The sequence below is a fragment of the Streptomyces sp. NPDC048258 genome (genome assembly GCF_043201995.1).
Lineage (GTDB): Bacteria > Actinomycetota > Actinomycetes > Streptomycetales > Streptomycetaceae > Streptomyces.
In genome coordinates this window covers 24,862-50,551 of the sequence record NZ_JBICZH010000018.1, presented here as the reverse complement: position 1 = coordinate 50,551, position 25,690 = coordinate 24,862, and the positions used below count along the sequence as shown (strand labels likewise).

Here is a 25,690-nt window from a genome sequence, read left to right as displayed (position 1 = left end):
CGGGGGGCCCGGGGGGGGGCCCCCGCCCCCCCCCCCCCCCCCCCCCCCCCCCGCCCCCCCCCCCCCCCCCCCCCCCGCGGGCCCCCGGGGGGCGCCCCCCCCCGGGGGGGCCCCCGGCGGTTGGCAGGAGGTTGGGAGGCAGTCGGGAGGGGGAGCGGGGAGGGGCTCAGTGGCCACGACCGCTTGCCCGGCGGCGCAGGGCGTACGCGGTGCCGGCCACGGCGGTGAGGAAGAGGCCTGCTCCCGCGCCGAGCTCGACGGGGTCCATACCGGCGACGCTGCCGCCGAGGCCGCCGCGCACACCCAGCGCGGAGGAGGTGGCGCCCGTGGCGGTGACCGTGGCGATCCCCCTGGCCGCGCCTCTGGTGGAGCTCGTGGTCGGTCTGGTCGTGCCGCCGGCGATCGTCAGGTCGGCCGAACCGGTCTCCCCGTTGCAGGTGAAGGAGACGGAGTACACGGCTCCGCGCCGGGCGTCGCGGTCCACCGTGACCCGTACGGTCTGGCCGCGGGCGATGCTCACGGTGTCGAAGACCCCGGAGGAGGCGGTGGAGTAGGCGGCGTTGCAGCCGGTGACGGAGAGCACCGTCTGGCCCCCGGGCGCGACGGTCGAGGGGGTGATGGCGAAGCCGAACGAGGTGACCTGGGTCTCGGCCGCGGTCGCGCCGAGGGCCCCGAGCGCGAGTACGGCGCCCGTGGCGCCGGCGCTCAGCAGGGCTGTGGCGGAGATACGTATCGCACCCATGGTTGATTCTCCGGATCCCCGAGGAGCAGCCGCGGAAGGGTTTCCGCACGTGGGGGGTCGTGCGCCTCGATGTTCGACACGCTAGGTCCGGGGGCGGTCGCCCGCGATCAGGAACGGGCGAATGGGGCATGACCCTAGGCCGAACCGGGGACGGGAGGCCCGTCCCCGGTTTGCGGGACCCCCGGAGGGCGACGGCTTCCGGCAGCCCTCAGTCCCGGAGATCCAGATGCGGGAACTGCGCGAGGAACGGTTCGGCGGTGGCCGCGATGCCGCGCCCGAAGGGCGCGTCGAAGTCCCAGATCAGGAACAGCAGGAAGGCGATGAGCGCGCTGAACAAGCCGGCCAGCAGCAACTCCCGGAACGAGCGCCGGATCTGCAGGGTGAAGATCAGACCGACCGTCACCAGGGCCCCGGCGATGAGCCCGAACCACACCACCCCCGGCATCGTGGCTCCCGCGCTCTGGCCGCGCGCACTGCGGGCGTCGTCCGCCACGGCGACCTGGTCGACCAGCGGCTGGTACGCCTGCCCCTCGTGGTCGGTCTGCGGCTCGTAGTCGGTGACGTCCCGGCGGATCCGTTCCAGCAGCTCGCCGCCGCGGTCCGTGAGGTCGCCGTGGTCGGCCATCTCCTTCCACTCCGTGTCCACCACGTACGTCACGTACGCGTCGACGTCGGACCGGATCTTCTTGCGCACCTCGGCCGGGTAGACCTCGGAGCGGACGCTGATCTCGTGCAGGGCCTGCGCCTCCTGGCGCACGTACTCCTGGGCGGCTCCGCGACCCTCCCAGACACCGGCGATCGCCAGGCCCAGGACGATCGCGTAGATCACCCCGATCATCATCGTCATGTACTCGATGACGTCCGGGGTTTCGTTCGGATCGTCGTCCTCGCCGATCCTGCGGTGGTTGAAGAAGGCGATGGACAGCACCACGGCGCAGGCCGCGGCCATCGCAATGGACAGGACGAGCCATTCCGACAAGATGACTCCCAATCGATTGCAGGGTGGGGCGAAGAACTGCCGGGCGCCGGCGTCAGCGCGGGCGCAGCGCGACGATCGCGAGCACCGCGGGAGCCGCGGTCAGCAGGGTGAAGGTCACCGGGGAGACGTGGTGCTCGGCCGGCTTGCGGGCAGGGGCGTGGTACGCGGGACGGGCCACCGGCCTGGGTGCGGGCGGCGGCGTCACCACGGGGGCGGGCTCCGGTGGGGCGGGCGCCTTGACGGCCCGGGGCGGTGCGGGCGCCGGTTTCGGCGGGGCCGGTTCGGGTGCGACGGGCTTCGGTACGGGTTTCGGCGCCGGCTTGGGCGGGGGCGGTGGTGGTGGGGTGGGCTTCGGGGGCGGGGTGGGTCGGGGCGGTGGAGTGGGTTCGGGTGGCGGTGTCGGCTTCGGCGGGGGAGTCGGCTTCGGTGGGCAGGGCGGGGGAGGCGGGGGCGGGCAGTGGTGTCCGCCGTGATGGCCGCCCCCGTGACCTCGTCCGTGACCTCCTCCGTGACCCCCTCCGTGGTTGCCGCCGTGGTCCCGGCCGTGGTCGCGGCCGTGATGTCCGCCACCCGGACCGCCTCCGCGGCCGCCGCCGGAGGCCGCCGCGACCACCGTGATGGCGGCCGCGCCGTCGGCGGTGTCGGTCGTCGCGTAAGCGCAGCTATCAGCCACGGCCGGCGTGACGGACAAAGCCGCCCACAGCAGGACCGGGACCGCCAGCAGGCGCCTGGCACAGGCTCTGTTCACCCCGGGAGCATGGGCTCGCGCCCGCCCGCGCACGCGAGAGACCGCCCCGGTTCGCCTGAACGGGTGGAGCGACGACCAGTGAGGTTTGAGCCAGCCCTGGGCCGGTCGCCGGGCGAGCGTGAGCACCCACCGCGCAATTCCCAAAAGGGATGTGTCGGTATCGATCAATCCCCCGGACGGGAGCGGCAGGCGCCTTTGGTGTGTGACGAAGAACGGATCGCCAATTTCCGCTTTTGCTCGCCCCGTTGGGCAATGATCAGTACATTCGGCTCGGACAGGAGTCCGACCTCGACCGGACCGCCGCAGGAACAACGCTTGGAGACCCGATGGAGCGCCCCGCCTGGGCCCCGCCAGGCATCGACATATCGGTGCCGAGCGTGTCCCGCATCTACGATTACTACCTGGGCGGCTCCCACAATTTCGAGGTCGACCGTCAGGCGGCCCGCCGCGCCATGGAATTCATGCCGGGCCTGCCCAAGATCATGCAGGCCAACCGGGCATTCATGCGCCGCGCCGTACGGCACGCCGTCGCCGAGGGCGTCACGCAGTTCCTCGACATCGGCTCCGGCATCCCCACCTTCGGCAATGTCCACGAGATCGCCCAGGCCGCCAGCGCCGAGGCGCGCGTGGTCTACATCGACCACGACCCGGTGGCCGTAGCCCACAGCCGGGCCGTCCTGGACGGCGACGACCGCAGCGCCGTCGTCGCCGCCGACCTCCGCAAGCCGCGGGACATCCTGGCCGCCCCCGAGGTGGGCCGGCTGCTCGACTTCGACCGTCCGGTCGCCGTCCTACTCGTCGCCGTCCTGCACTTCCTGGAGGACGCGGACGATCCGTACGCCGCCGTGGCCGAGCTGCGCGACGCGCTGGCCCCCGGCAGCCTGCTGATCCTCACGCACGCCTCGTTCGAAGGGATCCCGCTCACGGAGGAGGTCGCGAGCGGCACCGTCGGCGTCTACCGGGACATCCGCAACCCCCTCGTCATGCGCAGCGGGGAGCAGATCAGTCGCTTCTTCGACGGGTTCGAGTGGGTGGAGCCCGGGCTGGTGTCCATGCCCGAGTGGCGGCCCGACGGCCCCGAGGCCGCGGAGGACGGCGTGGCGCAAGAGGACCCGTACGCCTACTCGGGCTTCGGCGGAGTGGGACGCAAGGCGTGAGACTCCCGGCACAGACGGCGGGCGCTCCGGGCGCCGCAGCGGCGCCCGCCGAGGCCCCGGAGCCCGGGGTGTCCAAGCCTGCGGCGGCTTCCGAGCCCGCGGCGGTTCCCAAGGGCGGCATCGAGGACCGGATCGCCCGCTTCGCGACCATCTGGGGGCGGGCGATCTTCCCCGTCACGGCGACCTCGCTGACGCGCCCCGAGTTCGAACGCCACCTGGTACCGCTCACCCGGACCCTCGCCGAGGCCCTGCACGCCCGGCCCTTCGACGCGGCCGTCGCCCAGCGGGTGGGGGCGGAGCTCGTGGCCGTGCACTGCACCGACCCCGAGGCGCTGGCCGGCACGCTCGGGGTGGTCGAGTCGTACCTGGTGCTCTACTGCGGCCCGGGCGGATCCGATGGCTCCGGTGGTTCCGGTGGTTCGGGTGTGGAGGACACCGAGGAGTACCGGGCCCGCTGTGCCCGTCTCCAGCACGGGATCGCGGCGGGGTTCGCGCGCGCCCTGCGCGAACGCACTCTCAAGGAGCAGGAGGCCATCGCCCGCTCCGCGCTGACCGCCCGCATCGATGCCCAGCAGGCCCTGCACGCGAGCGAGGAACGCTTCCGGGCGGTCTTCGAGGGGGCGGCCGTCGGGATCGGCATCGCCGACCTGGACGGGAACATCCTGGAGGTCAACGACGCGCTGCTGAAGATGTTCGGCGGCCTGGAGGGACACGTCCGGGGCCGCAAGGTCAGCGAGTGGGGACACCCCGACGACACCCCGCACGTCTGGCGGATGTACGGCGAGCTGGTACGCGGCGAGCGCGAGAACTACCGCGTGGAGAAGCCGTACTACCGGCACGACGGCACCGTGCTCTGGACCAACCTGACGGTGTCCCTGCTCCGCGACGCCGACGGGGTTCCGCAGTACCAGCTGGCCCTGATGGAGGACACCACCGAACGCCGGCTGCTGAACCTGCGCCTCCGCTACGAGGCCACCCACGACGCCCTGACCGGCCTGCCCAACCGGACGCTGTTCTTCGAGCGGCTGGAGAAGGCCCTCAGCGGGGCCGGGGGCAGCCACTTCGGCCTGTGCTACCTGGATCTCGACGGGTTCAAGACGGTCAACGACAGCCTCGGCCACTCGGCGGGCGACCGGCTGCTGGTGGAGGTGGCGGACCGGCTGCAGAGCTGCGCGACGGGCCCCGGCGAGGTGGTCGCCCGGCTCGGCGGCGACGAGTTCGTCGCCCTGACCACGGGCTCCGACACCGAGCACAAGGTGACCGATCTCGCGGTCCGCATCCTGTCGGCCCTCTCCACGCCCATCCGGCTGGAGGGCCGCGAGCTGTCGGTCCGGGGCAGCATCGGCATCGTCGAGGGACCGGCCGGGGAACGCACCCCCGCGGAGGTGCTGCGCAGCGCCGACATCACGATGTACCGGGCCAAGGCGGCCGGCGGCAACCGCTTCGAGTTCGCCGACGCCGAGGCCGACGCCCGGGCCATCACCCGGCACGGACTGACCAACGCCCTGCCGGCGGCGCTGGAGCGCGGCGAGTTCTTCATCGAGTACCAGCCGCTGGTCCACATGCACGACGGCAGCGTGCACGGCGCGGAGGCGCTGGTCCGCTGGTCGCACCCGCAGTACGGGGTGCTCGGCCCGGACCGCTTCATCCCGCTCGCCGAACGGACCGGACTGATCGTGCCGCTCGGCCGCTGGGTCCTGGAGGAGTCGGTCCGCCAGGCCCGCAACTGGCAGCGCCAGCACGGCGGCTCGTCCCTGCGGATCAACGTCAACCTCTCGCCGACCCAGCTCCACCACCCCGGCCTGGTCGCCGACACCATCGCCGTGCTGGAGAAGTCGGGCCTCGCGCCGGGCGCGCTGTGCCTGGAGGTGACCGAATCGGCCCTGATAGGCGCCGACGACGAACTCCTCGAACCGCTGCGCCGGCTCGCGGCCATCGGTGTGGACATCGCGCTCGACGACTTCGGCACCGGCTACTCGAACCTCGCCAACCTGCGCCGCCTTCCGGTCAAGGTCCTGAAACTGGACCGCTCCTTCACCCAGGGGATGCAGCAGATCCCGGCCAACCCCGTCGACGTCAAGATCGTGGAGGGGATCGTCGCCCTGGCCCACAGCCTCGAACTCGCCGTCACCGTCGAAGGCGTGGAGACCGGAGCCCAGGCCGCCCAGCTGCGCGCCCTCGGCTGCGACACCGCCCAGGGCTGGTACTACGCCCGCCCCGGCTCCCCCGACCGCATCCACACCCTCTCCCTCGCGGACGCGGTGCCCACACCCTGACGTCGGCCCGGGGGGTCAGGTCAGCCCGGCCTCGGTGCCGCGGCCGGGCTCGCGCACCGCGGCCATGACCCGCTCGTGCCGCCCGACCGTGTCGGCCAGCAGGTCGGCGGCCACCGGGAGCCGCTCGGCCTCGTACGCGTCGAGCACGCCGTCCGCGGCCGGGCCGGTCAGGGCGGCGGCCAGGGTCCGGCCGAGAGCGACCGCGTCCTGTACCCCGGTGTTCATGCCGAGGCCGCCGGCTATGGGGTGGACGTGCGCCGCGTCACCGGCGAGGAAGGCCCGGCCCTCGCGCAGCCGGTCGGCCATGCGGACATTGACCCGCCAGGCCGAGAGCCAGGTGGGATCCGCCAGCCGGATCCCCGGAACCCGGGCGTGCCGGTCGAAGAGCCGCTGGAAGCTCTCCAGCGAGGGCGGCAGGGGCTCGCCGCTCTCGTCGCGCTCCGGTGAGGCCTGCAACTGGAAGGTCTCCGTCCCCGGTATCGGGCAGAGCAGCATCCCCCCGCCGTCCGAGGTGAACCACTGATGCCAGAAGTCCCGGCTCAGCCCCGGCGCCCTGACATCCCCGATCACCATCGTCTCCGTCGCGTCCGTGCGTCCCTCGAAGGGGATCCCGAGGAGCTTGCGGACCGAGCTGTGGCCGCCGTCGCACCCGGCGGCGTAGTCGGCGCGGACCGAACGGCCGTCCGTCAGCCGCGCGATGACCCCCGTCGCGTCCTGGGTGATCCCGACGACCTGGGCCTGGTACTCGATCCGGGCGCCGAGTTCGGAGAGCCGCTCGCGGAGGACCTCTTCGACCTGCCACTGGCCGATGAGGAGGCCGTCGCCGCCCGGGGTGTCGTTGATGTGGGCGCCGTCGAAGTACTTGCGCAGGATCACACCCCGGGTGCCGATGGCGGACATCCGCGCGGCGGCACCGAGCCGGGCGAAGACCTCCAGGCTGCTCGGGGTGAGTCCCTTGCCCCGGGACTCGCGGTGGGGCCCGGAACGCCCGTCGAGGACCCGGACGGCGATCCCGCGGAGGGCGAGCTCGCAGGCCAGGGTGAGTCCGGTGGGGCCGGAGCCCACGATCAGAACGTCGGTCATCGGAAGTCCTCTCGTCGTCGTCTCGTTGTCGTTGCCTCAAGGAAAGCGGCTCCCGACCGAAAAAGCAACCCGGTCAAAAAAATAACCGAGAATCAAAAATAACCCGGTCACGCTCGTGCTAGCGTATGAAGCATGGACAACACGACGGGCCTGCGCGAGAACAAGAAGCTCCGTACGCGTCGCCGACTTGCGGCCACGGCGCTGGAACTCTTCCTGGAACGGGGCTTCGACGCCGTCTCGGTGGCGGACGTCGCCGCCGCGGCGGAGGTCTCCAAGCCCACGCTGTTCCGGTACTTCCCGAGCAAGGAGGACCTGGTGCTCGACAGGTTCGCCGACCATCAGGACGAGGCGGCGCGCATCGTGCGCGACCGGGCGGCCGGTCAGGGACCCGTCGCCGCGGTGCACGCGCACTTCCTGGAAGCCCTGGACCGCCAGGACCCGATCACCGGGCTCTGCGACCATCCCGACGTCCTCGCCTTCCAGCGGCTGCTCTACTCCACCGCGAGTCTGGAGTCGCGCCTCGCCCTCTACACCGCCCGCGAGGTGGAGCTGCTCGCCGAGGTCCTCGAAGCCGAGTCGGCCCCTCCGCTCACCGCCCGGCTGGCGGCCATGCACCTGGTGGCCGTCCGCCACGAGCTGGGCCGGGAGAACTGGCGGCGCATCGACTCCGGGCAGAGCGCCGACGAGGCCCACCCGGCGGCCGTGGCCGACGCCGAAGCGGCTTTCGGGATGCTGGCGGGCGGGCTCGACCGGGCCCTGCCCATACCCACGGCCTGACCGACCCGGTCAGCCCACGAGGATGCGCTTCAGCTCGCGCGCAGCGCGCGGGGGAGCCACATCGGTGCGGTGGGCCAGGGCGATCGTGCGGCGGAGCGGAGAGCCGGCCAAGGGGGTCGCCCGCAGGCCGGGACCGGCGCGGTCCACCACCATCGCCGGGACCACCGCGATGCCCAGCCCCGCCCGCACGAAGCCCAGGACCGCGTCCATCTCCCCGCCCTCCACGGTGAACACCGGCTCGAAGCCCTCCGCGCGACAAGCCGTCACGGTCAGCTCCCGCAAGTCGTACCCGTGGCGGAACATCACCATCGGCTCGTCGCGCAGCCCGGAGATGCTCAGGGGCCCGCCCCCACCGGGTGGCGGCAGCTCAGCGGAGGAGACCACCACCAGGTCCTCCGTCAGCAGCTCCACCGTCGTCAGCGCCGGAGCCGAGGGCGGCAACGGCAGGGCGATCAGGGCCAGGTCGAGGGCCCCGCGCGCCAGTTCCCGTACGAGGTCGAGGGAGCCGCTCTCCTCGATCACCAGCTCGATCCCGGGGTGCGCGGTGTGGTAGGCGCGCAGCACATCCGGCAGCAGGCCCGTGCACACGCTCGGCGTGGCGCCCAGCCGCACCCGTCCGCGCCGCAGCTGCGCCAGCTCCTGCACCTCCAGCCGCGCGGTGTCCGCGTCCGCCAGGATCCGCCGGGCCAGCGGCAGCAGCGTCTCGCCCGCCTCGGTCAGCGCGATGTTGCCCCGCGCCCGGCTGAACAGCTCCGCCCCCAGCTCCCGCTCCAGCGCCTTGATCTGCTGCGAGAGCGAGGGCTGCGCCACGTGCTCCCGCTCCGCGGCGCGGGTGAAGTGCCGGGTCTCGGCGACGGCCACGAAGTAGACGAGCTGCTGAAACTGCATAGGCAATGTCTATCAAGATGACCGACATCATGTCTTGGACCTTTCGGGTCCTTCGTCCCTACCGTCGATCCCATGGCTCTGGCAACGCGCACCCGGACAGGCGGCTCCGCCGTATCGAATGTCTGGGACTCCACCATCGGGAAGAAGACCGTCATGGCGGTCTCCGGACTGATCATGCTCGGCTACCTCGTCGTGCACATGCTCGGCAACCTCAAGATCTTCTTCGGTCCGGGCGAGTTCAACGCCTACGCCCACTGGCTGCGGCACATGGGCGAGCCGTTCCTGCACAGCCACTGGGGCCTGTGGGCCGCCCGCGTGGTCCTGCTCGCCGCGGGCGCCGCCCACGCCGTGTCCGCGTACCAGCTCAGCCGCCGCGACATCAAGGCCCGCCCGGTGAAGTACGCCCACAAGCGCCGCCGCGCGAGCTACGCGACCCGCACCATGCGCTGGGGCGGGATCATCCTCGGCCTGTTCATCGTCTGGCACGTGCTCGACCTGACCACGCTCACCGTCAACGAGCGGGCCTGGGCCGGGCACCCGTACGAGAACGTCCTCGCCACCTTCTCCACCTGGTACGGCAACACGATCTACCTCGTGGCGATGGCCGCGCTCGGCCTGCACGTCCGGCACGGGTTCTGGAGCGCCGCGCAGACCCTCGGCGCCGGCAACGCCCGCCGCGACCGGACCTTGAAGTTCGTGGCCAACGCCCTGGCCCTCCTCCTCTTCGCGGGCTTCGTGTCCGTCCCCGTCGCCGTCATGACCGGAGTGGTGAACTGACCATGAGTGACCACATGAGTGACCACATGAGCGACCACATCAGCGACCGCGTGGACGAGCGCGTGAACGACTACGCCGGCTACACCACCGGCGACCCCCTCGTCGACACCAAGGCCCCCGAAGGCCCGATCGCGGAGCGCTGGGACCGCCGCCGCTTCGAGGCCAAGCTCGTCAACCCGGCCAACCGCCGCAAGCACACCGTCATCGTCGTCGGCACCGGCCTGGCCGGCGGCGCGGCCGGCGCCACCCTCGCCGAACAGGGCTACCACGTCGTCCAGTTCTGCTACTCCGACTCCCCGCGCCGCGCCCACTCCATCGCCGCCCAGGGCGGCATCAACGCCGCCAAGAACTACCGCAACGACGGCGACTCGGTGCACCGCCTCTTCTACGACACCGTCAAGGGCGGCGACTTCCGCGCCCGCGAGTCCAACGTCCACCGGCTCGCCCAGATCTCCGTCGAGATCATCGACCAGTGCGTGGCCCAGGGCGTCCCCTTCGCCCGCGAGTACGGCGGCCTCCTCGACACCCGCTCCTTCGGCGGAGTCCAGGTCTCCCGCACCTTCTACGCCCGTGGCCAGACGGGCCAGCAGCTCCTCCTCGGCGCCTATCAGGCCCTGTCCCGGCAGATCGCCGCCGGCAACGTCGAGATGCACGCCCGCACCGAGATGCTCGACCTGATCACGGTCGACGGCGTGGCCCGCGGCATCGTGGCCCGCGACCTGATCACCGGCGAGATCTCCACCCACTACGCCGACGCGGTGGTGCTGGCGAGCGGCGGCTACGGCAACGTCTTCTACCTCTCCACCAACGCCATGAACTCCAACGCGACCGCCGTCTGGCGGGCGCACCGGCGCGGAGCGTACTTCGCCAACCCCTGCTTCACCCAGATCCACCCCACCTGCATCCCGCGCACCGGCGACCACCAGTCCAAGCTCACCCTGATGAGCGAGTCCCTGCGCAACGACGGCCGCATCTGGGTCCCCAAGGCCAAGGGCGACACCCGCCCCGCCGCCGACATCCCCGAGGCGGAGCGCGACTACTACCTGGAGCGGATCTACCCCTCCTTCGGCAACCTCGTCCCCCGCGACATCGCCTCCCGCGCCGCCAAGAACGTCTGCGACGAAGGACGCGGCGTCGGCCCCGGCGGCCAGGGCGTCTACCTCGACTTCGCCGACGCCATCCTCCGCATGGGCCGGGACAAGGTCGCGGAGAAGTACGGCAACCTCTTCGAGATGTACGAGCGGATCACCGCGGAGAATCCGTACGAGGTCCCCATGCGGATCTACCCGGCCGTGCACTACACGATGGGCGGCCTGTGGGTGGACTACGACCTCCAGACCACCGTCCCCGGGCTGTTCGCGATCGGCGAGGCCAACTTCTCCGACCACGGCGCGAACCGCCTCGGCGCCTCCGCCCTCATGCAGGGCCTCGGCGACGGCTACTTCGTCCTCCCCTCCACCATCAACGACTACCTCGCCCGCCACCCGCACCACGACGAGATCGACGACAGCCACCCCGAGGCCGCGGCCGCCGTCCGCGAGACCCGCGACTGCCTCGCGAAGCTGCTCGCCGTCGACGGCGACCGCACCCCCGACTCCTTCCACCGCGAGATCGGCGAACTCATGTGGGAGTACTGCGGGATGTCCCGCACCGAGGCCGGCCTGCGCAAGGCACTCGCCCGGATCCCGCAGATCCGGGAGGAGTTCTGGCGGCGCATCAAGGTCCCGGGCAGCGGTGAGGAGTTCAACCAGTCCCTGGAGAAGGCCAACCGTATCGTCGACTACCTCGAACTCGCCGAGCTGATGTGCCTCGACGCCCTGCACCGCGCCGAGTCCTGTGGCGGCCACTTCCGCGAGGAGTCCCAGACCCCGGACGGCGAAGCCGCCCGCCGCGACGAGGAGTTCGGCTACGCGGCCGCCTGGGAGTACCAGGGAACCGGCGCGGCCCCCGTCCTGCACAAGGAAGACCTCGTCTTCGAGTACGTCCACCCCACCCAGCGGAGCTACGCATGAAGCTCACCCTGCGCGTCTGGCGCCAGCAGAACGCCGACGCCCCCGGCGCCATGGCCTCCTACGAGGTCGACGGCATCTCCCAGGACATGTCCTTCCTAGAGATGCTCGACACCCTCAACGAGGACCTCATCCTGCGCGGCGAGGACCCGGTCGCCTTCGACCACGACTGCCGCGAGGGCATCTGCGGCGCGTGCAGCCTCGTCATCAACGGCGACGCCCACGGCCCGGAACGCACCACCACCTGCCAGCTCCACATGCGGTCCTTCGCCGACGGCGACACCATCGACGTCGAGCCCTGGCGGGCCTCCGCCTTCCCGGTGGTCAAGGACCTGGTCGTCGACCGCGGTGCCTTCGACCGGATCATCCAGGCCGGCGGCTACATCACGGCCCCCACCGGCGCCGCCCCCGAGGCGCACGCCACGGCCGTACCCAAGGCCGACGCCGACTTCGCCTTCGAGCACGCCGAGTGCATCGGCTGCGGTGCCTGCGTGGCGGCCTGCCCCAACGGCTCCGCGATGCTGTTCACCTCCGCCAAGGTCAACCACCTGGGCGTCCTCCCGCAGGGCTCGCCGGAGCGCGAGACCCGCGTGCTGGACATGGTCGCCCGGATGGACGAGGAGGGCTTCGGCGGCTGCACCCTGACCGGCGAATGCGCCACGGCCTGCCCCAAGGGCATCCCGCTGCCGTCGATCGCCGCGATGAACAAGGAATGGCTGCGAGCGGTCCGCAAGGGCCCACGCTGATCGGGCTGGCCGGTACTGGCCGGTACTGGCCGGCGCTGGCCGGCGCTGACCGGCGCGGCGACCTCGGTGGCCGACGCCGAGGCCGCCGTCCGTCCCCTGCCGGGGGCGGGCCGATCCCCGTACGGGACGTGCCCTGCCCGCCGGTCTCGGCTCCTGCGCCGATCGGCTGACCGGAGTCGCCCCCGCCGTGCCGCGCGACGGCGGCGCCCGGGGCGTGGGCGACAGTGGCCCCATGTCACAAGCCCCCGCCGGGTCCGGACCGCGCCGCCGCACCCTGCTGGCCGCCGCCCTCGCCCCGCTCGCGGCGGCCGGCTGCTCCACGGAAGACCACCCCCACCGCCCCGCCCCCGGCCCGCAGCCGACGCCCAAGGACGCCCTGATCATGGTGATCCGGCACGCGGAGGAGCCGTACGCCGGTGCCTCGGGCTGGGACGAGGAGGGCGAGGACGACCCCGGCTCGCTGGCCGGCCGAGGCTGGCGCCGGGCCGATGAGCTCACCCGCCTCTTCCCGCCGGCCCGCGGCTCCTCGCTGCCCCGCCCCGCCGCCGTCTTCGCGGCCGGCGGCAAGGCCGCGGCCCCCGCCCGGTGCAAGCAGACCGTGGCCGCACTGGCCACCGCACTGCGCACCCCCGTCCGCGCCGGCTTCGCCGTCGGCGCCGAACCCGCCCTCGCCCACGCCGTGCTGGCCGGCCCGATGCCCGCACTCGTCTGTTGGGAGCACACCGGCATCCCCCGCCTGGTCCGCGCCCTCGGCGCCCACCAGGTCCTCGGCGTCCCCGCGACCTGGCCCGACCGCTACGACCTCGTCTGGCAGTTCACCCGCAGCCGGGGCCGGTGGAGCTTCCGCGAACTGCCGCAGCAGCTGCTGCCGGGCGATGCCTGAGCCTCAGAAACCCCGGTACAGCTCGTTCCCGGCGGAATCCACGATCAGCGGATCACCATTGACCCAGACCACCAGCTGGTCCGGGTAGTACTCCACCTGAAAGGGCTCATCGGGTACGGTCGTGCCCCACCAGGGCCGCTCCTCGTCCGCCGTGCCCACGGCGATCACCGTGACTTCCTGACCCGGCTCCAGCCACTCGCTCCAGCAGTACGGTTCGAGGACGAGCTCCAACTCGCGGTCCCCGCCGTTCTTGACCGGGAGTCGAGCGACGGGCAACGACGGGTCCCACGGCTCCGGCGGCGCGAGCTCCATCGGCGCCATCGGCTCCCCGGTGCTCTCCACCGGCGTGAAGGGGTTCTTGCCCGCCGGGCGAGCCGGCTCTCCCAGACGTCTCCAGAACATTCCGGCAGCCTAAGGGCTGTCCCGTAATCCCCGGGCGCACGACGCCAGCTACGGCACCTCGCTGCGTTGTCGGAACGCCCGAATACGCCCAGTATGGGGGCGCCCCTCCGCCTTGCGATGCACCGCATCTGACGCCGTGCCCTGATCCACCGGGGATTACGGGTCAGCCCTTAGCCGTCCCCCTCCGGGAAGTTCCCGAGGGCCCGCGCCAAATAGGCCGCCGTCCGACTGCCCTCGGTGCGGGCCACCGCCGACGGGGTGCCCGACGCGACGATCCGGCCGCCCGCCGTGCCACCGCCCGGGCCCAGGTCGATGACCCAGTCCGCGCCCGCCACCACCGCCATGTCGTGCTCCACGACCACCACCGAGTGCCCGGCGTCCACCAGCCCGTGCAACTGCCGCAGCAGCACCCGTACATCGGCCGGATGCAGCCCGGTCGTCGGCTCGTCCAGCAGGTACAGCGTGTGGTCCCGGCGCAGCCTCTGCAGCTCCGTGGCCAGCTTGATCCGCTGCGCCTCGCCGCCCGACAGCTCGGTGGCCGGCTGCCCCAGCCGCAAGTAGCCCAGCCCGATGTCCTCCAGCGCGCGCAGGCTGCGCGCCGCCGCCGGCACCTCCGCGAAGAATCCGGCCGCCGACTCCACCGTCAGCGCCAGCACCTCCGCGATGTTCAGCCCCGCGTACCGGACCTCCAGGGTCTCGGCGTTGTACCGGGCGCCCGCGCACTCCGGGCACGGGGCGTACGTACTCGGCAGGAACAGCAGCTCCACGGAGACGAAGCCCTCGCCCTGGCAGGTCTCGCACCGGCCGCCCGCCACGTTGAAGGAGAACCGGCCCGCCTTCCAGCCGCGCGCCTCGGCCTCCGGCGCCGCCGTGAACAGTTTGCGCACCACATCGAACAGACCCGTGTACGTGGCCAGGTTGGACCTCGGCGTGCGGCCGATCGGCTTCTGGTCGACCTCCACCAGCCGCCGTACGGGGAAGTCCGGTTCCGCGAGCCGCACTTCGACCTCCCGGGCCAGCGCCTGGCCCACCAGCGTGGACTTCCCCGACCCCGACACCCCGGTCACCGCCGTGAACACGCCCAGCGGGAACTCGGCCGTCACGTCACGGAGGTTGTGCCGGTCGACGCCGCTGAGCCGCACGGTTCCGGTCGCCTCCCGCACCGGGCCACGGGCCGCGGCCGGCTCCGGCGCCGCGAACAGGTGCCGGGCCGTCGCCGACTCCTCCACACCGGCGAGCGCCTCCGGCGGCCCGCTGTACAGCACCCGCCCGCCGTGCTCCCCGGCCAGCGGCCCCACGTCCACCAGCCAGTCCGCGTGCCGCGCCACATCCAGATCGTGCTCCACGACGAACACCGTGTTCCCGGCCGCCTTCAGCCGGTCCAGTACGCCGAGCAGCGCCTCGGTGTCGGCCGGGTGCAGCCCCGCCGACGGCTCGTCCAGTACGTACACCACCCCGAACAGCCCCGACCGCAGCTGCGTCGCCAGCCGCAGCCGCTGGAGCTCGCCCGTGGACAGGGTGGGCGCGGCGCGGTCCAGACTCAGATAGCCGAGCCCCAGCTCGACGACGGGCCCGATCCGTGAGCGCAGGTCCTCCGCGAGCACCCGCGCCGCCTCCCCGCCCCCCGGCGCGCCGGCCAGTACGCCGTCCAGGTCGGTCAGCGCCAGCGCCGCCAGCTCGGCGATTCCGTACCCGGCGAAGGTCACCGCCAGGGCTTCCGGCCGCAGCCGCCGCCCCCCGCACACCGGGCAGGGGGAATCGGCGAGGAAGCTCTCCGCGCGGGCCCGCAGGGTGGCGCTCTTGCTGTCGGAGAACGTACGCATCACATAGCGGTGGGCGCTCATGTACGTGCCCTGGTACGGCCGTTGGATCCGGTCGGCCTCCCGCACCGGGTGCACGGTCACCACCGGCTGCTCCTCGGTGAACAGGATCCACTCGCGGTCCTTCGCCGGCAGCTCCCGCCAGGGCCGGTCCACGTCATGGCCCAGCGTCTCCAGGATGTCCCGCAGGTTCTTGCCCTGCCAGGCACCCGGCCAGGCGGCGATGGCACCCTGACGGATCGACAACCCAGGGTCTGGTACGAGGAGTTCCTCGCTGGTGCGGTGGATCCGACCGAGGCCGTGGCGCGAAGGGCAGGCCCCGGCGGCGGTGTTGGGGGAGAAGGCGTCGGAGTCGAGCCGTCCGGCACCCGGCGGGTAGGTCCCAGCCCGCGAGTACAGCATCCGCAGGGAGTTGGACAGCAGGGTCACGGTCCCGACCGAGGACCGCGAGCCCGGCGAGGACCGGCGCTGCTCCAGGGAGACGGCGGGCGGCAGCCCCGTGATCGAGTCCACCTTCGGGGCGCCGATCTGGTGGATGAGCCGGCGGGCGTACGGGGCCACGGACTCGAAGTACCGGCGCTGGGCCTCGGCGTAGATCGTGCCGAAGGCGAGCGAGCTCTTGCCGGATCCGGAGACCCCGGTGAACACGGTCAGCGCGTCGCGCGGGATGTCCACGTCCACGCCGCGCAGGTTGTGCTCGCGGGCTCCCCGGACGCGCACGCGGGCATCACGGCCGTTGGGGGTGCGGCCGTCGGAGTCACGGCCGCCGGAGTCACGGCCGTCGGGGTCACGGCCGGAGGCGTCGGGATCGGTGGAGTTGGAGTCAGGATCGGCGGGCTGGTGCATTCGTCCTATTTTAGAGCCCGGGCCGGGGGGTGAGGCCCGCGACCCGGGCCAGCCTGCGGTAGGAGTCCAGCAGCGCCGCCCGGTCGTACGTGGAGGTCGTGACCAGCAGTTCGTCCGCGCCGGTCAGTTCGGAGACCTCGGACAGCTCCGCCGCGACCTGCTCCTCGGTGCCGTGGACGTGCCCCGCCAGGGCGCCCTCGTACAACTGCCGCTCCTTCGGCGTCATGGCCAGGGCCTCGACCTCCTCGGCCGGCCGGAGCGGCGGGAAGCTGCCCCGGGTGCGGGAGTACGCGAGGGACCAGGCCTCCGGGACCAGGATCCGGCGGGCGTCCGCGGCGGTGGCGGCCACCGCCACCGCCCCCGAGACCACCACGTACGGCTCCGCGCCCCACGCGGTGGGCCGGAACTCCTTGCGGTAGGCCTCGACGACCTCCATGACCTTGCCGCGGGCCCGCAGGTCTCCCACGACCAGCGGCAGCCCGGCCCGCGCGGCGATCCCGGCGCCCTCGCCGGTGGCCAGTACGTAGGCCGGTATCCGCAAGCCCTCGGCGGGGCGGGCGTGCACCTCCGGATGGGCCCGCTGGCTGCCGTCGAGCCAGCCCAGCAGCTCGGCCAGCTGCTCCTCGAACCGGTCGGCGTCCCCGATGTCCCGGCCCAGGGCCCGCCGGATGCCGTTGGTGAAGCCGACCGAACGGCCGAGCCCCATGTCGATCCGGCCGGGGAACAGCGACTCCAGGACCCCGAACTGCTCCGCGACCACGAGCGGCTGGTGGTTGGGCAGCATGACCCCGCCCGTGCCGACCCTGATCCGCCGGGTGGCTCCGGCGACCGCGGCGGCCAGCACGGCCGGCGCGGAGCCCGCGACCCCGGGCACGCTGTGGTGCTCCGACACCCAGAAGCGGTGGTAACCGAGCTCCTCGGCCGTCCGGGCCAGGTCCACGGTGTCCCGCAGGGCCTCCGGGACCGGGTGGCCCTCCCGGGTGCGGGACCGGTCGAGTATGGAGAGTTTTCGGATCACACAGGTCTCAACGTCCGGGGGCCGTGAGGATTCCCACGCCACGCCCTAGGGTTGCGGGATGAGCGGGAACACCCACCGGCCGCTGGCCGTCTTCGACATCGACAACACCCTGGCGGACACGGGTCACCGCCAGCACTTCCTGGAGCGCCGTCCCCGCGACTGGACCGGATTCTTCGGCGCGGCCACGGCCGATCCGCCGCTCGGGCGCGGGGTGGCGCTGGCCGTGGAGAGCGGGGCCGACTGTGAGGTGGTGTACCTGACCGGCCGCCCCGAGCGGTGCCGGGCGGACACCGAGGAGTGGCTCGTCCGGCACGGCCTGCCCGAGGGCCGGCTGTGGATGCGCGGGAACCAGGACCGGCGGCCGGCCCGGACGACCAAGCTGGAAGTGCTGAAGCGGATCGCCCGGGGCCGGGAGGTGCGCATGCTCGTGGACGACGACGAACTGGTCTGCCAGGCAGCCCGCGCCGCCGGTTTCCGGGTCCTCCTGGCCGACTGGGCGGCGGACGCGCCCGAACTCAAGGCGGCCCAGGAGGGTGAAGGCCGGACCTGAGCCGGCTGGGGGAGGCCCTGGTCAGTCCTTGCCGGCTGGGGGAGGCCCGGGTCAGTCCTCGCCCTCGAGGCGGAAGCCGACCTTCAGCCCCACCTGGTAGTGGGCGATCTCGCCGTTCTCGATGTGCCCGCGCACCTGGACGACCTCGAACCAGTCGAGGTTGCGCACGGTCTGGCCCGCCCGGGCGATCCCGTTGCGGATGGCCTGATCGATGCCCTCGTGGGAGGTGCCGACGATTTCGGTCACCCGGTACGTGTGATTGGACATGGGGGTCTCCCGACGCTGGGTGGCTTTTGCCTCGTTCTACGGTGCCCCAGTAAGTCCGGCTCCGCGAACTTTGCGTGAACACTCCCGAGCGAAAGGCCCTTGACCCACCCATTGGTCTATGCCAATTTCAAGCCACCGAGATCCGTCCCCAGAAGGTGGCCTTACGTGAAGATGCGCTTCCTCGCCGTGTGCACCGCCCTCGTGGCCGCGACCGCCCTGACGGGATGCGGCCGGTCGGGTGACCCGGCCGGGGGAAAGGTGACGCTCTGGCTGATGAAGGGCAGCGCCTCGGAGGACTTCATCGGCAAGTTCACCGCGTCCTTCGAGCACGACCACCCGGGTGTCGACCTCGACGTCAGGATCCAGGAATGGACGGGCATCGGCGAGAAGGTCAACGCCGTGCTGCAGGGGAAGAGCAAGGAGGGCGCCGACGTCATCGAGGTCGGCAACACCCAGGTCGCCCAGTACATCGAGACGGGCGGCCTCTCCGAACTCACCCTCGAAGGGCTGCGCGAATGGGGCAGCAAGGACTGGCTCAGGGGCCTCTCCGACCCCGGTAGCGTCAACGGCGCCCAGTACGGCGTCCCGTGGTACGCCGCGAACCGCGTGGTGATCTACAACAAGGACCTCTTCGCGAACGCCGGGATCAAGACCACGCCCCGGACCCGCGCGGAGTGGATCCAGACCACCCAGAAGCTCGACAAGGCCGACCAGCAGGGCATCTACCTCGCCGGCCAGAACTGGTACGTCCTGGCCGGCTTCATCTGGGACGAGGGCGGCGAACTCGCCGTCGAGACCGGCGGCCGGTGGGTCGGCAGCCTCGACGACGAGAAGGCCCTGGCCGGCATTGAGTTCTACAAGCAGCTCCAGGCCCTCGGCAACGGCCCCAAGGACGCCGACGAGGAGACGCCCCCGCAGTCGGAGGTCTTCGCCCGCGGCCAGGTCGCCCAGATCATCGCCCCGCCCGGCCAGGCAGCGGCGATCGAGGCGGCCAATCCTGCCCTCAAGGGCAAGCTCGGCTACTTCCCGATCCCCGGCAAGACCGCCGACAGGGCGGGCGCCGTGTTCACCGGCGGCTCGGACCTGATCATCCCGGAGAAGACCCGGCAGAGGAAGAACGCCGTGGCCGTGATCACCGCGCTGGTCAGCGAGAAGTGGCAGACCGAACTCGCCCGCACGATGAGCTACGTGCCGAACAAGACCACCCTCGCGCACGTGGTCGAGGGCAACGACGGCGCCGCCAACATGGCCGTAGGCGCCGCCCAGGGCCGGGCCACCCCGAAGTCCGCCCGCTGGGCCGAGATCGAGGCGAAGAACCCGATCAAGCCCTTCATGACGGCCGTCCTCACCGGCCAGGACCCCAAGCGGGCGGCCAGGGCGGCCTCCGACACCATCAGCGAGGTGCTCAGCTCCGACCGCTGACCCGGCCGGTTCCAGGGACCCCCGCGGGGGCCACCGCGCAGAGCACCGACGGAGCACCGCGGAGAGCGTTGCCCGGAGCACCGCCGAGTTCAGCGTCCGCACATCCGCGGGCCGCTGAGCGGTCATGTCGAATCCAGCCGGTCACGGAAGAAGTAAAGGAGCCAGGTCGCACACCTGCCGGCCTGGCTCTCCGTGCCCGGATCAGGAGCCGCCATGACCATCGCACCCCTGTCCCCGTCCCCCCTTTCCCCGGCCGCCCCAGCCGCCACGCGCGCCCCCGCCGCCACGGGCCCCGCCCCCGCCGACGGCCCCCGCTACGCCGTACGCCTCGCCCGCAACGAGGACGAGGTACGCGCCGCCCAGCGCCTGCGCCACCAGGTCTTCGCCGGCGAGCTCGGCGCCCGCCTGGACGGCCCCGAGCCCGGTCTCGACGTCGACTCCTTCGACGCGTACTGCGACCACCTCCTCGTCATCGACGAGGATACCGAGCAGGTCGTCGGCACCTACCGGCTGCTGCCCCCGGAGCGCGCCGCCGTCGCCGGACGCCTCTACTCCGAGGGCGAGTTCGACCTCTCCGCCCTCGCTCCCATCCGTCCCGACCTGGTCGAGGTCGGCCGCTCCTGCGTCCACCCCGACCACCGCAACGGCGCCGTCATCGCCCTGATCTGGGCCGGCCTGGCCCGCTACATGGACCGCTCCGGACACAACTGGCTCGCCGGCTGCTGCTCGATACCGCTCGCCGACGGCGGAGTCCTGGCCGCCGCCACCCGCGAGGCCTCCCTGGCCCGCGCCCTCGCACCCGAGGAGTACCGGGTCACCCCCCACCTCCCCTGGAACCCCGAGGGCATCACCTTCCCCGCCCGCATGGAGCTGCCGCCGTTGCTGCGCGGCTACCTGCGCCTGGGCGCCTGGGTCTGCGGGGAGCCCGCCCTCGACGCCGAATTCGGCTGCGCCGACCTGTACGTACTGCTCTCCCTGCGCCGCACCAACCCGCGCTACCTCAAGCACTTCCTCTCGCTCGTCCCGGGCGCATGAGCGTCTGGCTGCCCACCTCGCCCTGCACCCCCGAGGCCTGCGCCGGCCACGAGGGGGGCACCGCGAGCATCCCGCACGCGGTGCTCCGGCTCACCGCCGCCATCGCCCTGATCCTGATCGGGATCCTCGGCGCCCCACCCCTGCGGCTGCTCCCCGCCCGGCCCCGGCACGCCGTGGTACGGGCCTGGTCGGCCGCGCTGGTGCGGGCCTTCGGGATACGGATCACCGTGCACGGAAGCCCCGGCCCGGGCGGCGGCCGCCTCGTCGTCGCCAACCACATCTCCTGGCTGGACATCCCGCTCGTCGCCGCCGTCCTGCCGTGCCGGATGCTGGCCAAGAGCGACATCCGGAGCTGGCCGGTCCTCGGCCGCCTCGCGGGACAGGCCGGAACCCTCTTCATCGAACGCGAGCGGATCCGCGCCCTGCCCGCCACCGTCGAGAGCGTCACCGGCGCCCTGCTGGCCGGCGACCGGGTCACGGTCTTCCCCGAGGGCTCCACCTGGTGCGGGCGCGCCCAGGGCACCTTCCGCAGGGCCGCCTTCCAGTCGGCCCTGGACGCGCGGGTACCCGTACAGCCGCTCCGCCTCGCCTACCTGCGGTACGACGGGGAAACGGCCGGGGAGCCCGCCTTCGTCGGGGACGACCCGCTGACGGCCTCCCTCTGGCGGATCGCCCGGGCCCGCGGGGTACGGGCCGAGGTCACGCTGCTGCCACGGATCCCGCCGGGCCGCCACACGGACCGGCGGGACCTCGCGGCCGCGGCTCAGACGGCGATCGCCGCCGCCTCACACCCGGTGCCGCTCCCGGGCATCCCCGCTCAGCCCGCCAAGCCGTCGGCGACCGACAAGGAGAGCGCGAAACGGCCCGCCGCGTCCGTCCACCACTGGGTCAGCTCCAGCCCGGCGGACGCCAGTTCCTTCCGTACCCCCTCCTGACGGAACTTGGCGGACACCTCCGTCAGGATCTCCTCGCCCGCCGCGAACGGCACCACCAGATCCAGCGCCCGGATTTTCACCAGCACCTCCGACCGGGCCCGCAGCCGCATCTCGATCCATTCCTGCTCCCGGTTCCACACCGCCACGTGCTGGAAGTCGGCGGTGTGGAAGTCCGCACCCAACTCCCTGTCGATGACGGCCAGTACGTTCTTGTTGAACTCGGCCGTCACCCCCTGCGCGTCGTCGTACGCGGCCACCAGCACGGCCTCGTCCTTGACCAGGTCCGTGCCGACCAGCAGCGTGTCCCCGGGCGAGAGCATCGCCCGTACGGACGCCAGGAACACCGCCCGCTCCGGAGGCAGCAGATTCCCGATCGTGCCGCCCAGGAAAACCACCAGCCGGGGTCCGGGGGACTCCGGCAGATGCAGCGCCGCCGTGAAATCGGCCAGCAGTGCGTGCACCCGCAGCCCCGGGTGCGCCGCCAGGAGTGTCTCGGCCGCACCGGTCAGGGCGCTCTCGCTGACGTCCACCGGGATGTAGGTGTCCAGCGCGGGCATCGCCTCGATCAGGTGCCGGGTCTTCTCCGAGGATCCGGAGCCCAGCTCCACCAGGGTCCTGGCCCCGCTCGCCGAGGCGATCTCCTGCGCCCGCTCCAGCAGGATCTCCCGCTCCGCGCGCGTGGGGTAGTACTCGGGCAACCGGGTGATCTCCTCGAAGAGTTCACTGCCGCGCGCGTCGTAGAACCACTTCGGTGGCAGCACTTTGGGGTTCTGGGTCAGCCCGTGCAGCACATCCGCGCGCAGCGCGGACTCCGCGGCGTGCTCGTCGAGGGTCCGGGTCATCTGGAAGTCGTTCACGAGCGCTCCTTCTCCCTCATCGGGGTCTCCTTGAGCGGGGTCAGCTCGACCCGGGTACGGGTGGCGGTCAGCAGGGTCCGGTCGGGTACTTCGAACCAGCGGGAGTCGTCGTCGTACGGCTCGGACGCGACCACCATGCGCTGCGCCGTCGCGTCGGCCAGATACCAGAGCGAATCGCCCCAGGCCGTCGCGGCGATGGCGGCGCCGTCCGTCAGCAGCAGGTTCAGCCGGGAGCCGGGAGCGGCCGCGGCCAGCTCCCGGACCGGCCCGGCCAGCGCGGTGCCCAGGTCCTCCCCGCCCCGCAGCCGGTTCAGGACCAGCGCCCAGACCAGCGCCGAATCCGTGCGGGCCTCCAGCTGGAGCAACTCCTCGGGCGGCAGGCCGAGCGCGAGCGGAGCCGCGGAGTCCGGCCAGTCCCGTATCGCGCCGTTGTGGCTGAACAGCCACGGCCCGTCCGCGAACGGCGCCGCCGCGGCCTCCCCGTCGGCCCCGGGCCGCGTGGAGTCCCGTACGGCGGCCAGCGCGGCCCCGCTGCGCACCACGCGGGCCAGATCGGCGAAGGTCAGATCGCCCCAGATCGGCCCGGCCCTGCGGTAGCGCGCGGGAACCGGGTCCTCGTCGGCGTACCAGCCGACGCCGAACCCGTCGGCGTTGACCGTGCCGCTGCGCTGGCGGCGCGGCTCCCAGGACTGGTGGACCAGCGAGTGCTCCGGCTCGCTCAGCAGCCGTCCGAGCGCCACCACCGGGCCCAGATAGGCGAGATGACGGCACATCAGACATCCCTCGCGGTGCGGAAACCGGAGAATATCTGCCGCCGCACCGGAAGGTCCCAGTTGCGGAAGGTGCCCCGGCAGGCCACCGGGTCCACCGCGAACGAACCGCCCCGCAGCACCTTGTGCTCCGGCCCGAAGAACACCTCCGAGTACTCGCGGTACGGGAAGGGCCGGAACCCCGGGTACGGCAGGAAATCGGAGGCCGTCCACTCCCACACGTCGCCGATCAGCTGGCGCACCCCCAGCGGCGAGGCCCCGGCCGGGTAACTGCCGGCCCGGGCCGGACGCAGATGGCGCTGGCCCAGATTGGCGTGCGCGGGGGTCGGGTCGGCGTCGCCCCACGGGTAGCGGGTCGAGCGGCCGCTACCCGGATCGTGCCGGGCCGCCTTCTCCCACTCGGCTTCCGTGGGCAGCCTGCGCCCCGCCCAGCGGGCGTAGGCGTCCGCCTCGTACCAGCTGACGTGCAGCACCGGCTCCTCGCCCGGCACCGGCTCGGTCACCCCGAAGCGGCGGCGCAGCCACTGGCCGCCCTCCCGGTGCCAGAACAGCGGGGCCCCGATGCCGTGTTCGCGGATCTGCTCCCAGCCCGCCGGCGCCCACCACCGGGGCTCGCGGTAGCCGCCGTCCGCGATGAACGCCTCGTACGCGGCATTGGTCACCGGCACCGTGTCGATCCAGAACGGCGCCGTGTCCCGGGTGTGCGCGGGCCGCTCGTTGTCCAGCGACCACGGCTCGGCCGAGGTGCCCATCATGAACGGGCCGCCGGGGACCAGTACTTCGGCCGCGATCGGCGGGTCGTACGGCGGATCCGGGTCCGGGGCGGTCAGTACGGGGGCGCCCCGACGGAGCTGATGAGTGATCAGCATGGTCTCGTCGTGCTGCTGTTCGTGCTGGGCGATCATCCCGAAGGCGAAGCCGGAGTCCAGCAGCGCCGTACCCTCCAGCGGAGTGCGCTCCAGCAGGTCGAAGACCCTGCCGCGCACCTCGGCCGCGTACCGGCGGGCCTCCTCGGGCCCCAGCAGCGGCAGCTTCGGCCGCTCGGAGCGGGGATGCTCGAACGCGTCGTAGAGCGAATTGATCTCGGGGCGCATTGACTCGCGCCCCGCGACGTTGCGCAGCAGCCACAGCTCCTCCTGGTTCCCGATGTGCGCGAGGTCCCAGACCAGCGGGGACATCAGGGGGGAGTGCTGCGCGGTGAGGTCCTCGTCGGTCACGGCGTCGGTGAGCGCCGCCGTACGGGCCCGGGCGGCGGTCAGCGCGGCGGCCGCCCGCTCCCGCAGGCCGGGGCGGGATTCGGTGGTCACGGGCGGGCCTCCCTCGCGGTGGGCTGCGGCCGGGGCGGGTCGTCGGCCGGGCAGCGGCCGCGCAGGACGAAGCGCTCGCCGAAGGCGCCGACCGTCTCCCGGACGTGCGCGCTCGCGCCCAGCCGGGGCAGCGCCTCGGACGCGGCCCGGAAACAGGCCTTGGCGGCCGCCCGCAGCTCCGGATCGGACAGGCCGCGACGCGCGGCGGACCTCCAGAGCGGATTGCGGGGCGCGGGCCCGGAGCCGTAGGTGTCGGCGAGTCCCTTGGCCACCCGGTACGCGGTCTCGGCCGCCTCCGGATCGTCGAACAGCGCGTGCACGACGGCCACCGGGACCAGCCAGCCGTCGTCACCGGGCTGTGCGTCGATCATCCGCAGCTCCAGATGGCCGCGCGGCCGCACCGGCGGGAACAGCGTGGTCAGGTGGTAGTCCAGGTCCTCCGCGGTGGGGGGCCGCAGCCCCGGGTGGCCGCCCGTGCGCAGCCAGTCGCGGAAGGTCATGCCGCGCGGGATCGCCCACGGCTCGCCGTCGTAGGACCGTACGCACATCACCTCGGTGTCCAGCGCCTGCCGGGTCCAGGTGTCGCGCGGCGGGCCGTCCAGCGGCGGTGCGAGCGCGCGCCGGCTGTCGTCGATGTCGGCCCAGGTCCCCTGGCGGGCGCAGCGCCAGCCCGCGTACGGGCCCTCGTGTGCGGGGGAGTTGGCGAAGGCGGCCACCAGGACGGCGCCCAGCAGGTGCGCCAGCCGCCAGCGCCGGCCGTGGCCGAGCGCACCGGGCTCCTCGTGCCCGGCGTCCACGCAGACCTGCACGGAGGCGGAGGCGCACATCATGGCGCGCCCGGCCGGGCCGGTGCGGTCGAAGTAGGCCTCCATCGCGTCGTAGCGGGGGCTGGCCAGCAGCCGGCGGTACGGGCGGCGGTAGTCGTGGCCGTGGCCGTGCAGGACCAGACCCTGGGCGAGCAGGGCGGCCCGTACGGCGGTGAGATCGGACTGCAGGCTGTCCACGCAGCCGTTGAGGGAGGTGGCGGGGGCCGAGCTGAGTTCCAGCTGGCCGCCGGGTTCCACGGTCACCCGGGAGTGGAGGGGGAGCGCGCGGGCGGCGGTGTGCGCGGCGCGCAGCCGCTCGGGGGACAGGGGCCGACCGGGCCGCTCCGCGTCCAGGACCAGCCATTCGAGCTCGGCTCCGAGGAAGCGGGGCGGGCCGGTCTTGAAACAGATGCCGTGGATCAGGTCCTCGGCCTCGGTCTCGGTGATCGAGAGTGCGGGCGGGTGAGCGGTGGGGGGAGCGGGCGAGTCCTGTGACATGACCGGGTCCTCGTCTCTTCTCGTCGGCCGTGACATCACCCGTGCCTACCCGTCCGTGGAGCACAAATTCCTTTGCCGCCGGGGCTGGTGGT

At 72.7% G+C, this 25,690-nt stretch carries 24 protein-coding genes; 11 read left to right on the top strand and 13 right to left on the bottom strand.

All coding sequences use genetic code 11. The features are described from left to right. Positions 1-166: 166 nt before the first annotated feature. The 3 genes from ACGFYQ_RS31815 to ACGFYQ_RS31805 all read right to left on the bottom strand — a co-directional run bounded on the left by ACGFYQ_RS31815 (position 167) and on the right by ACGFYQ_RS31805 (position 1,929). Positions 167-742: a hypothetical protein gene (locus ACGFYQ_RS31815; protein WP_393749644.1), complete on the bottom strand. Its 576-nt coding sequence runs from the start codon at positions 740-742 to the stop codon at positions 167-169. A gap of 208 nt (positions 743-950) precedes the next feature. After that, positions 951-1,721: a hypothetical protein gene (locus ACGFYQ_RS31810; protein ID WP_393749643.1), complete on the bottom strand. Its 771-nt coding sequence runs from the start codon at positions 1,719-1,721 to the stop codon at positions 951-953. A 52-nt stretch (positions 1,722-1,773) separates the two neighbouring features. Then, positions 1,774-1,929, bottom strand: coding sequence for a hypothetical protein (locus ACGFYQ_RS31805; protein WP_362406216.1), 156 nt, complete (start codon positions 1,927-1,929; stop codon positions 1,774-1,776). An 866-nt stretch (positions 1,930-2,795) separates the two neighbouring features. Here ACGFYQ_RS31805 and ACGFYQ_RS31800 point away from each other — a divergent pair. Together ACGFYQ_RS31800 and ACGFYQ_RS31795 are read left to right on the top strand one after the other, a co-directional pair. Further along, a complete protein-coding gene (locus ACGFYQ_RS31800) occupies positions 2,796-3,626 on the top strand; it encodes an SAM-dependent methyltransferase (protein WP_393749642.1) in 831 nt (276 codons plus the stop codon). A gap of 68 nt (positions 3,627-3,694) precedes the next feature. Next, a complete protein-coding gene (locus ACGFYQ_RS31795; protein ID WP_393749741.1) occupies positions 3,695-5,902 on the top strand; it encodes a putative bifunctional diguanylate cyclase/phosphodiesterase in 2,208 nt (735 codons plus the stop codon). 15 nt (positions 5,903-5,917) lie between these two features. On the opposite strand, the gene ACGFYQ_RS31790 is transcribed toward ACGFYQ_RS31795, so the two are convergent. Further along, the gene (locus tag ACGFYQ_RS31790) at positions 5,918-6,985 is read right to left on the bottom strand and encodes an FAD-dependent monooxygenase (RefSeq protein WP_393749641.1); all 1,068 of its coding nucleotides are present in this window, start codon (positions 6,983-6,985) and stop codon (positions 5,918-5,920) included. A gap of 132 nt (positions 6,986-7,117) precedes the next feature. Between ACGFYQ_RS31790 and ACGFYQ_RS31785 the strand changes: the two genes are divergently transcribed. After that, a complete protein-coding gene (locus ACGFYQ_RS31785; protein ID WP_393749640.1) occupies positions 7,118-7,762 on the top strand; it encodes a TetR/AcrR family transcriptional regulator in 645 nt (214 codons plus the stop codon). A gap of 9 nt (positions 7,763-7,771) precedes the next feature. Here ACGFYQ_RS31785 and ACGFYQ_RS31780 read toward each other — a convergent pair whose 3' ends face one another. After that, on the bottom strand, positions 7,772-8,650 hold the full coding sequence (locus ACGFYQ_RS31780; protein WP_393749639.1) for a LysR family transcriptional regulator: 879 nt from the start codon (positions 8,648-8,650) through the stop codon (positions 7,772-7,774). A gap of 72 nt (positions 8,651-8,722) precedes the next feature. Here ACGFYQ_RS31780 and ACGFYQ_RS31775 point away from each other — a divergent pair, with 72 nt between their 5' ends. From ACGFYQ_RS31775 to ACGFYQ_RS31760, 4 genes are all read left to right on the top strand, one after another. Continuing rightward, a complete protein-coding gene (locus tag ACGFYQ_RS31775) occupies positions 8,723-9,427 on the top strand; it encodes a succinate dehydrogenase cytochrome b subunit (RefSeq protein WP_393749638.1) in 705 nt (234 codons plus the stop codon). A 26-nt stretch (positions 9,428-9,453) separates the two neighbouring features. Next, positions 9,454-11,439, top strand: a complete 1,986-nt coding sequence (locus ACGFYQ_RS31770; protein WP_393749740.1) for a fumarate reductase/succinate dehydrogenase flavoprotein subunit — start codon at positions 9,454-9,456, stop codon at positions 11,437-11,439. Continuing rightward, positions 11,436-12,182, top strand: a complete 747-nt coding sequence (locus tag ACGFYQ_RS31765; RefSeq protein WP_393749637.1) for a succinate dehydrogenase/fumarate reductase iron-sulfur subunit — start codon at positions 11,436-11,438, stop codon at positions 12,180-12,182. Before ACGFYQ_RS31770 ends, ACGFYQ_RS31765 begins: the two co-directional genes overlap by 4 nt. 232 nt (positions 12,183-12,414) lie before the next feature. Continuing rightward, positions 12,415-13,065 (top strand): hypothetical protein, encoded by a 651-nt coding sequence (locus ACGFYQ_RS31760; protein ID WP_393749636.1) that lies wholly within the window; start codon positions 12,415-12,417, stop codon positions 13,063-13,065. 3 nt (positions 13,066-13,068) lie between these two features. Here the strand turns inward: ACGFYQ_RS31760 and ACGFYQ_RS31755 are convergent, their stop codons facing one another. The 3 genes from ACGFYQ_RS31755 to ACGFYQ_RS31745 all read right to left on the bottom strand — a co-directional run bounded on the left by ACGFYQ_RS31755 (position 13,069) and on the right by ACGFYQ_RS31745 (position 17,151). Further along, positions 13,069-13,467 (bottom strand): hypothetical protein, encoded by a 399-nt coding sequence (locus ACGFYQ_RS31755; RefSeq protein ID WP_393749635.1) that lies wholly within the window; start codon positions 13,465-13,467, stop codon positions 13,069-13,071. Between the two features lie 170 nt (positions 13,468-13,637). Beyond that, positions 13,638-16,133, bottom strand: coding sequence for an ABC transporter (locus ACGFYQ_RS31750; protein WP_393749634.1), 2,496 nt, complete (start codon positions 16,131-16,133; stop codon positions 13,638-13,640). Positions 16,134-16,143: 10 nt separating this feature from the next. Further along, a complete protein-coding gene (locus ACGFYQ_RS31745) occupies positions 16,144-17,151 on the bottom strand; it encodes an MsnO8 family LLM class oxidoreductase (RefSeq protein ID WP_393749633.1) in 1,008 nt (335 codons plus the stop codon). A gap of 58 nt (positions 17,152-17,209) precedes the next feature. Between ACGFYQ_RS31745 and ACGFYQ_RS31740 the strand changes: the two genes are divergently transcribed. Next, entirely contained in the window at positions 17,210-17,701 is a 492-nt protein-coding gene (locus ACGFYQ_RS31740) for a hypothetical protein (RefSeq protein ID WP_393749632.1), read from the top strand. Positions 17,702-17,752: 51 nt separating this feature from the next. On the opposite strand, the gene ACGFYQ_RS31735 is transcribed toward ACGFYQ_RS31740, so the two are convergent. Next, positions 17,753-17,968 carry a dodecin gene (locus ACGFYQ_RS31735; protein WP_030663252.1) on the bottom strand — a complete coding sequence of 72 codons (216 nt, stop codon included), beginning with the start codon at positions 17,966-17,968 and terminating at the stop codon, positions 17,753-17,755. 165 nt (positions 17,969-18,133) lie between these two features. On the opposite strand from ACGFYQ_RS31735, the gene ACGFYQ_RS31730 reads away from it, so the two are divergent. The 3 genes from ACGFYQ_RS31730 (at position 18,134) to ACGFYQ_RS31720 (ending at position 21,360) form a co-directional block, all read left to right on the top strand. Next, positions 18,134-19,390 carry an extracellular solute-binding protein gene (locus ACGFYQ_RS31730; RefSeq protein WP_393749631.1) on the top strand — a complete coding sequence of 419 codons (1,257 nt, stop codon included), beginning with the start codon at positions 18,134-18,136 and terminating at the stop codon, positions 19,388-19,390. Positions 19,391-19,603: 213 nt separating this feature from the next. Beyond that, a complete protein-coding gene (locus ACGFYQ_RS31725; RefSeq protein ID WP_393749630.1) occupies positions 19,604-20,425 on the top strand; it encodes a GNAT family N-acetyltransferase in 822 nt (273 codons plus the stop codon). Continuing rightward, positions 20,422-21,360 carry a lysophospholipid acyltransferase family protein gene (locus ACGFYQ_RS31720; protein ID WP_393749629.1) on the top strand — a complete coding sequence of 313 codons (939 nt, stop codon included), beginning with the start codon at positions 20,422-20,424 and terminating at the stop codon, positions 21,358-21,360. The genes ACGFYQ_RS31725 and ACGFYQ_RS31720 overlap by 4 nt, the downstream gene beginning before the upstream one ends. Here the strand turns inward: ACGFYQ_RS31720 and egtD are convergent. Genes egtD through egtA form a run of 4 tightly spaced genes read right to left on the bottom strand, consistent with a single transcriptional unit; the run spans position 21,243 to position 25,598 of the window. Next, on the bottom strand, positions 21,243-22,202 hold the full coding sequence (gene egtD / locus ACGFYQ_RS31715; RefSeq protein WP_393749739.1) for an L-histidine N(alpha)-methyltransferase: 960 nt from the start codon (positions 22,200-22,202) through the stop codon (positions 21,243-21,245). The genes ACGFYQ_RS31720 and egtD overlap by 118 nt on opposite strands. A gap of 11 nt (positions 22,203-22,213) precedes the next feature. Beyond that, positions 22,214-22,990, bottom strand: a complete 777-nt coding sequence (egtC, locus tag ACGFYQ_RS31710) for an ergothioneine biosynthesis protein EgtC (RefSeq protein WP_393749628.1) — start codon at positions 22,988-22,990, stop codon at positions 22,214-22,216. Beyond that, positions 22,990-24,294 carry an ergothioneine biosynthesis protein EgtB gene (egtB, locus tag ACGFYQ_RS31705; RefSeq protein ID WP_393749627.1) on the bottom strand — a complete coding sequence of 435 codons (1,305 nt, stop codon included), beginning with the start codon at positions 24,292-24,294 and terminating at the stop codon, positions 22,990-22,992. The genes egtC and egtB overlap by 1 nt, the downstream gene beginning before the upstream one ends. Next, complete coding sequence (egtA, locus tag ACGFYQ_RS31700) at positions 24,291-25,598, bottom strand: ergothioneine biosynthesis glutamate--cysteine ligase EgtA (RefSeq protein ID WP_393749626.1); 1,308 nt, start codon at positions 25,596-25,598, stop codon at positions 24,291-24,293. Before egtA ends, egtB begins: the two co-directional genes overlap by 4 nt. Between the last annotated feature and the right edge of the window lie 92 nt (positions 25,599-25,690).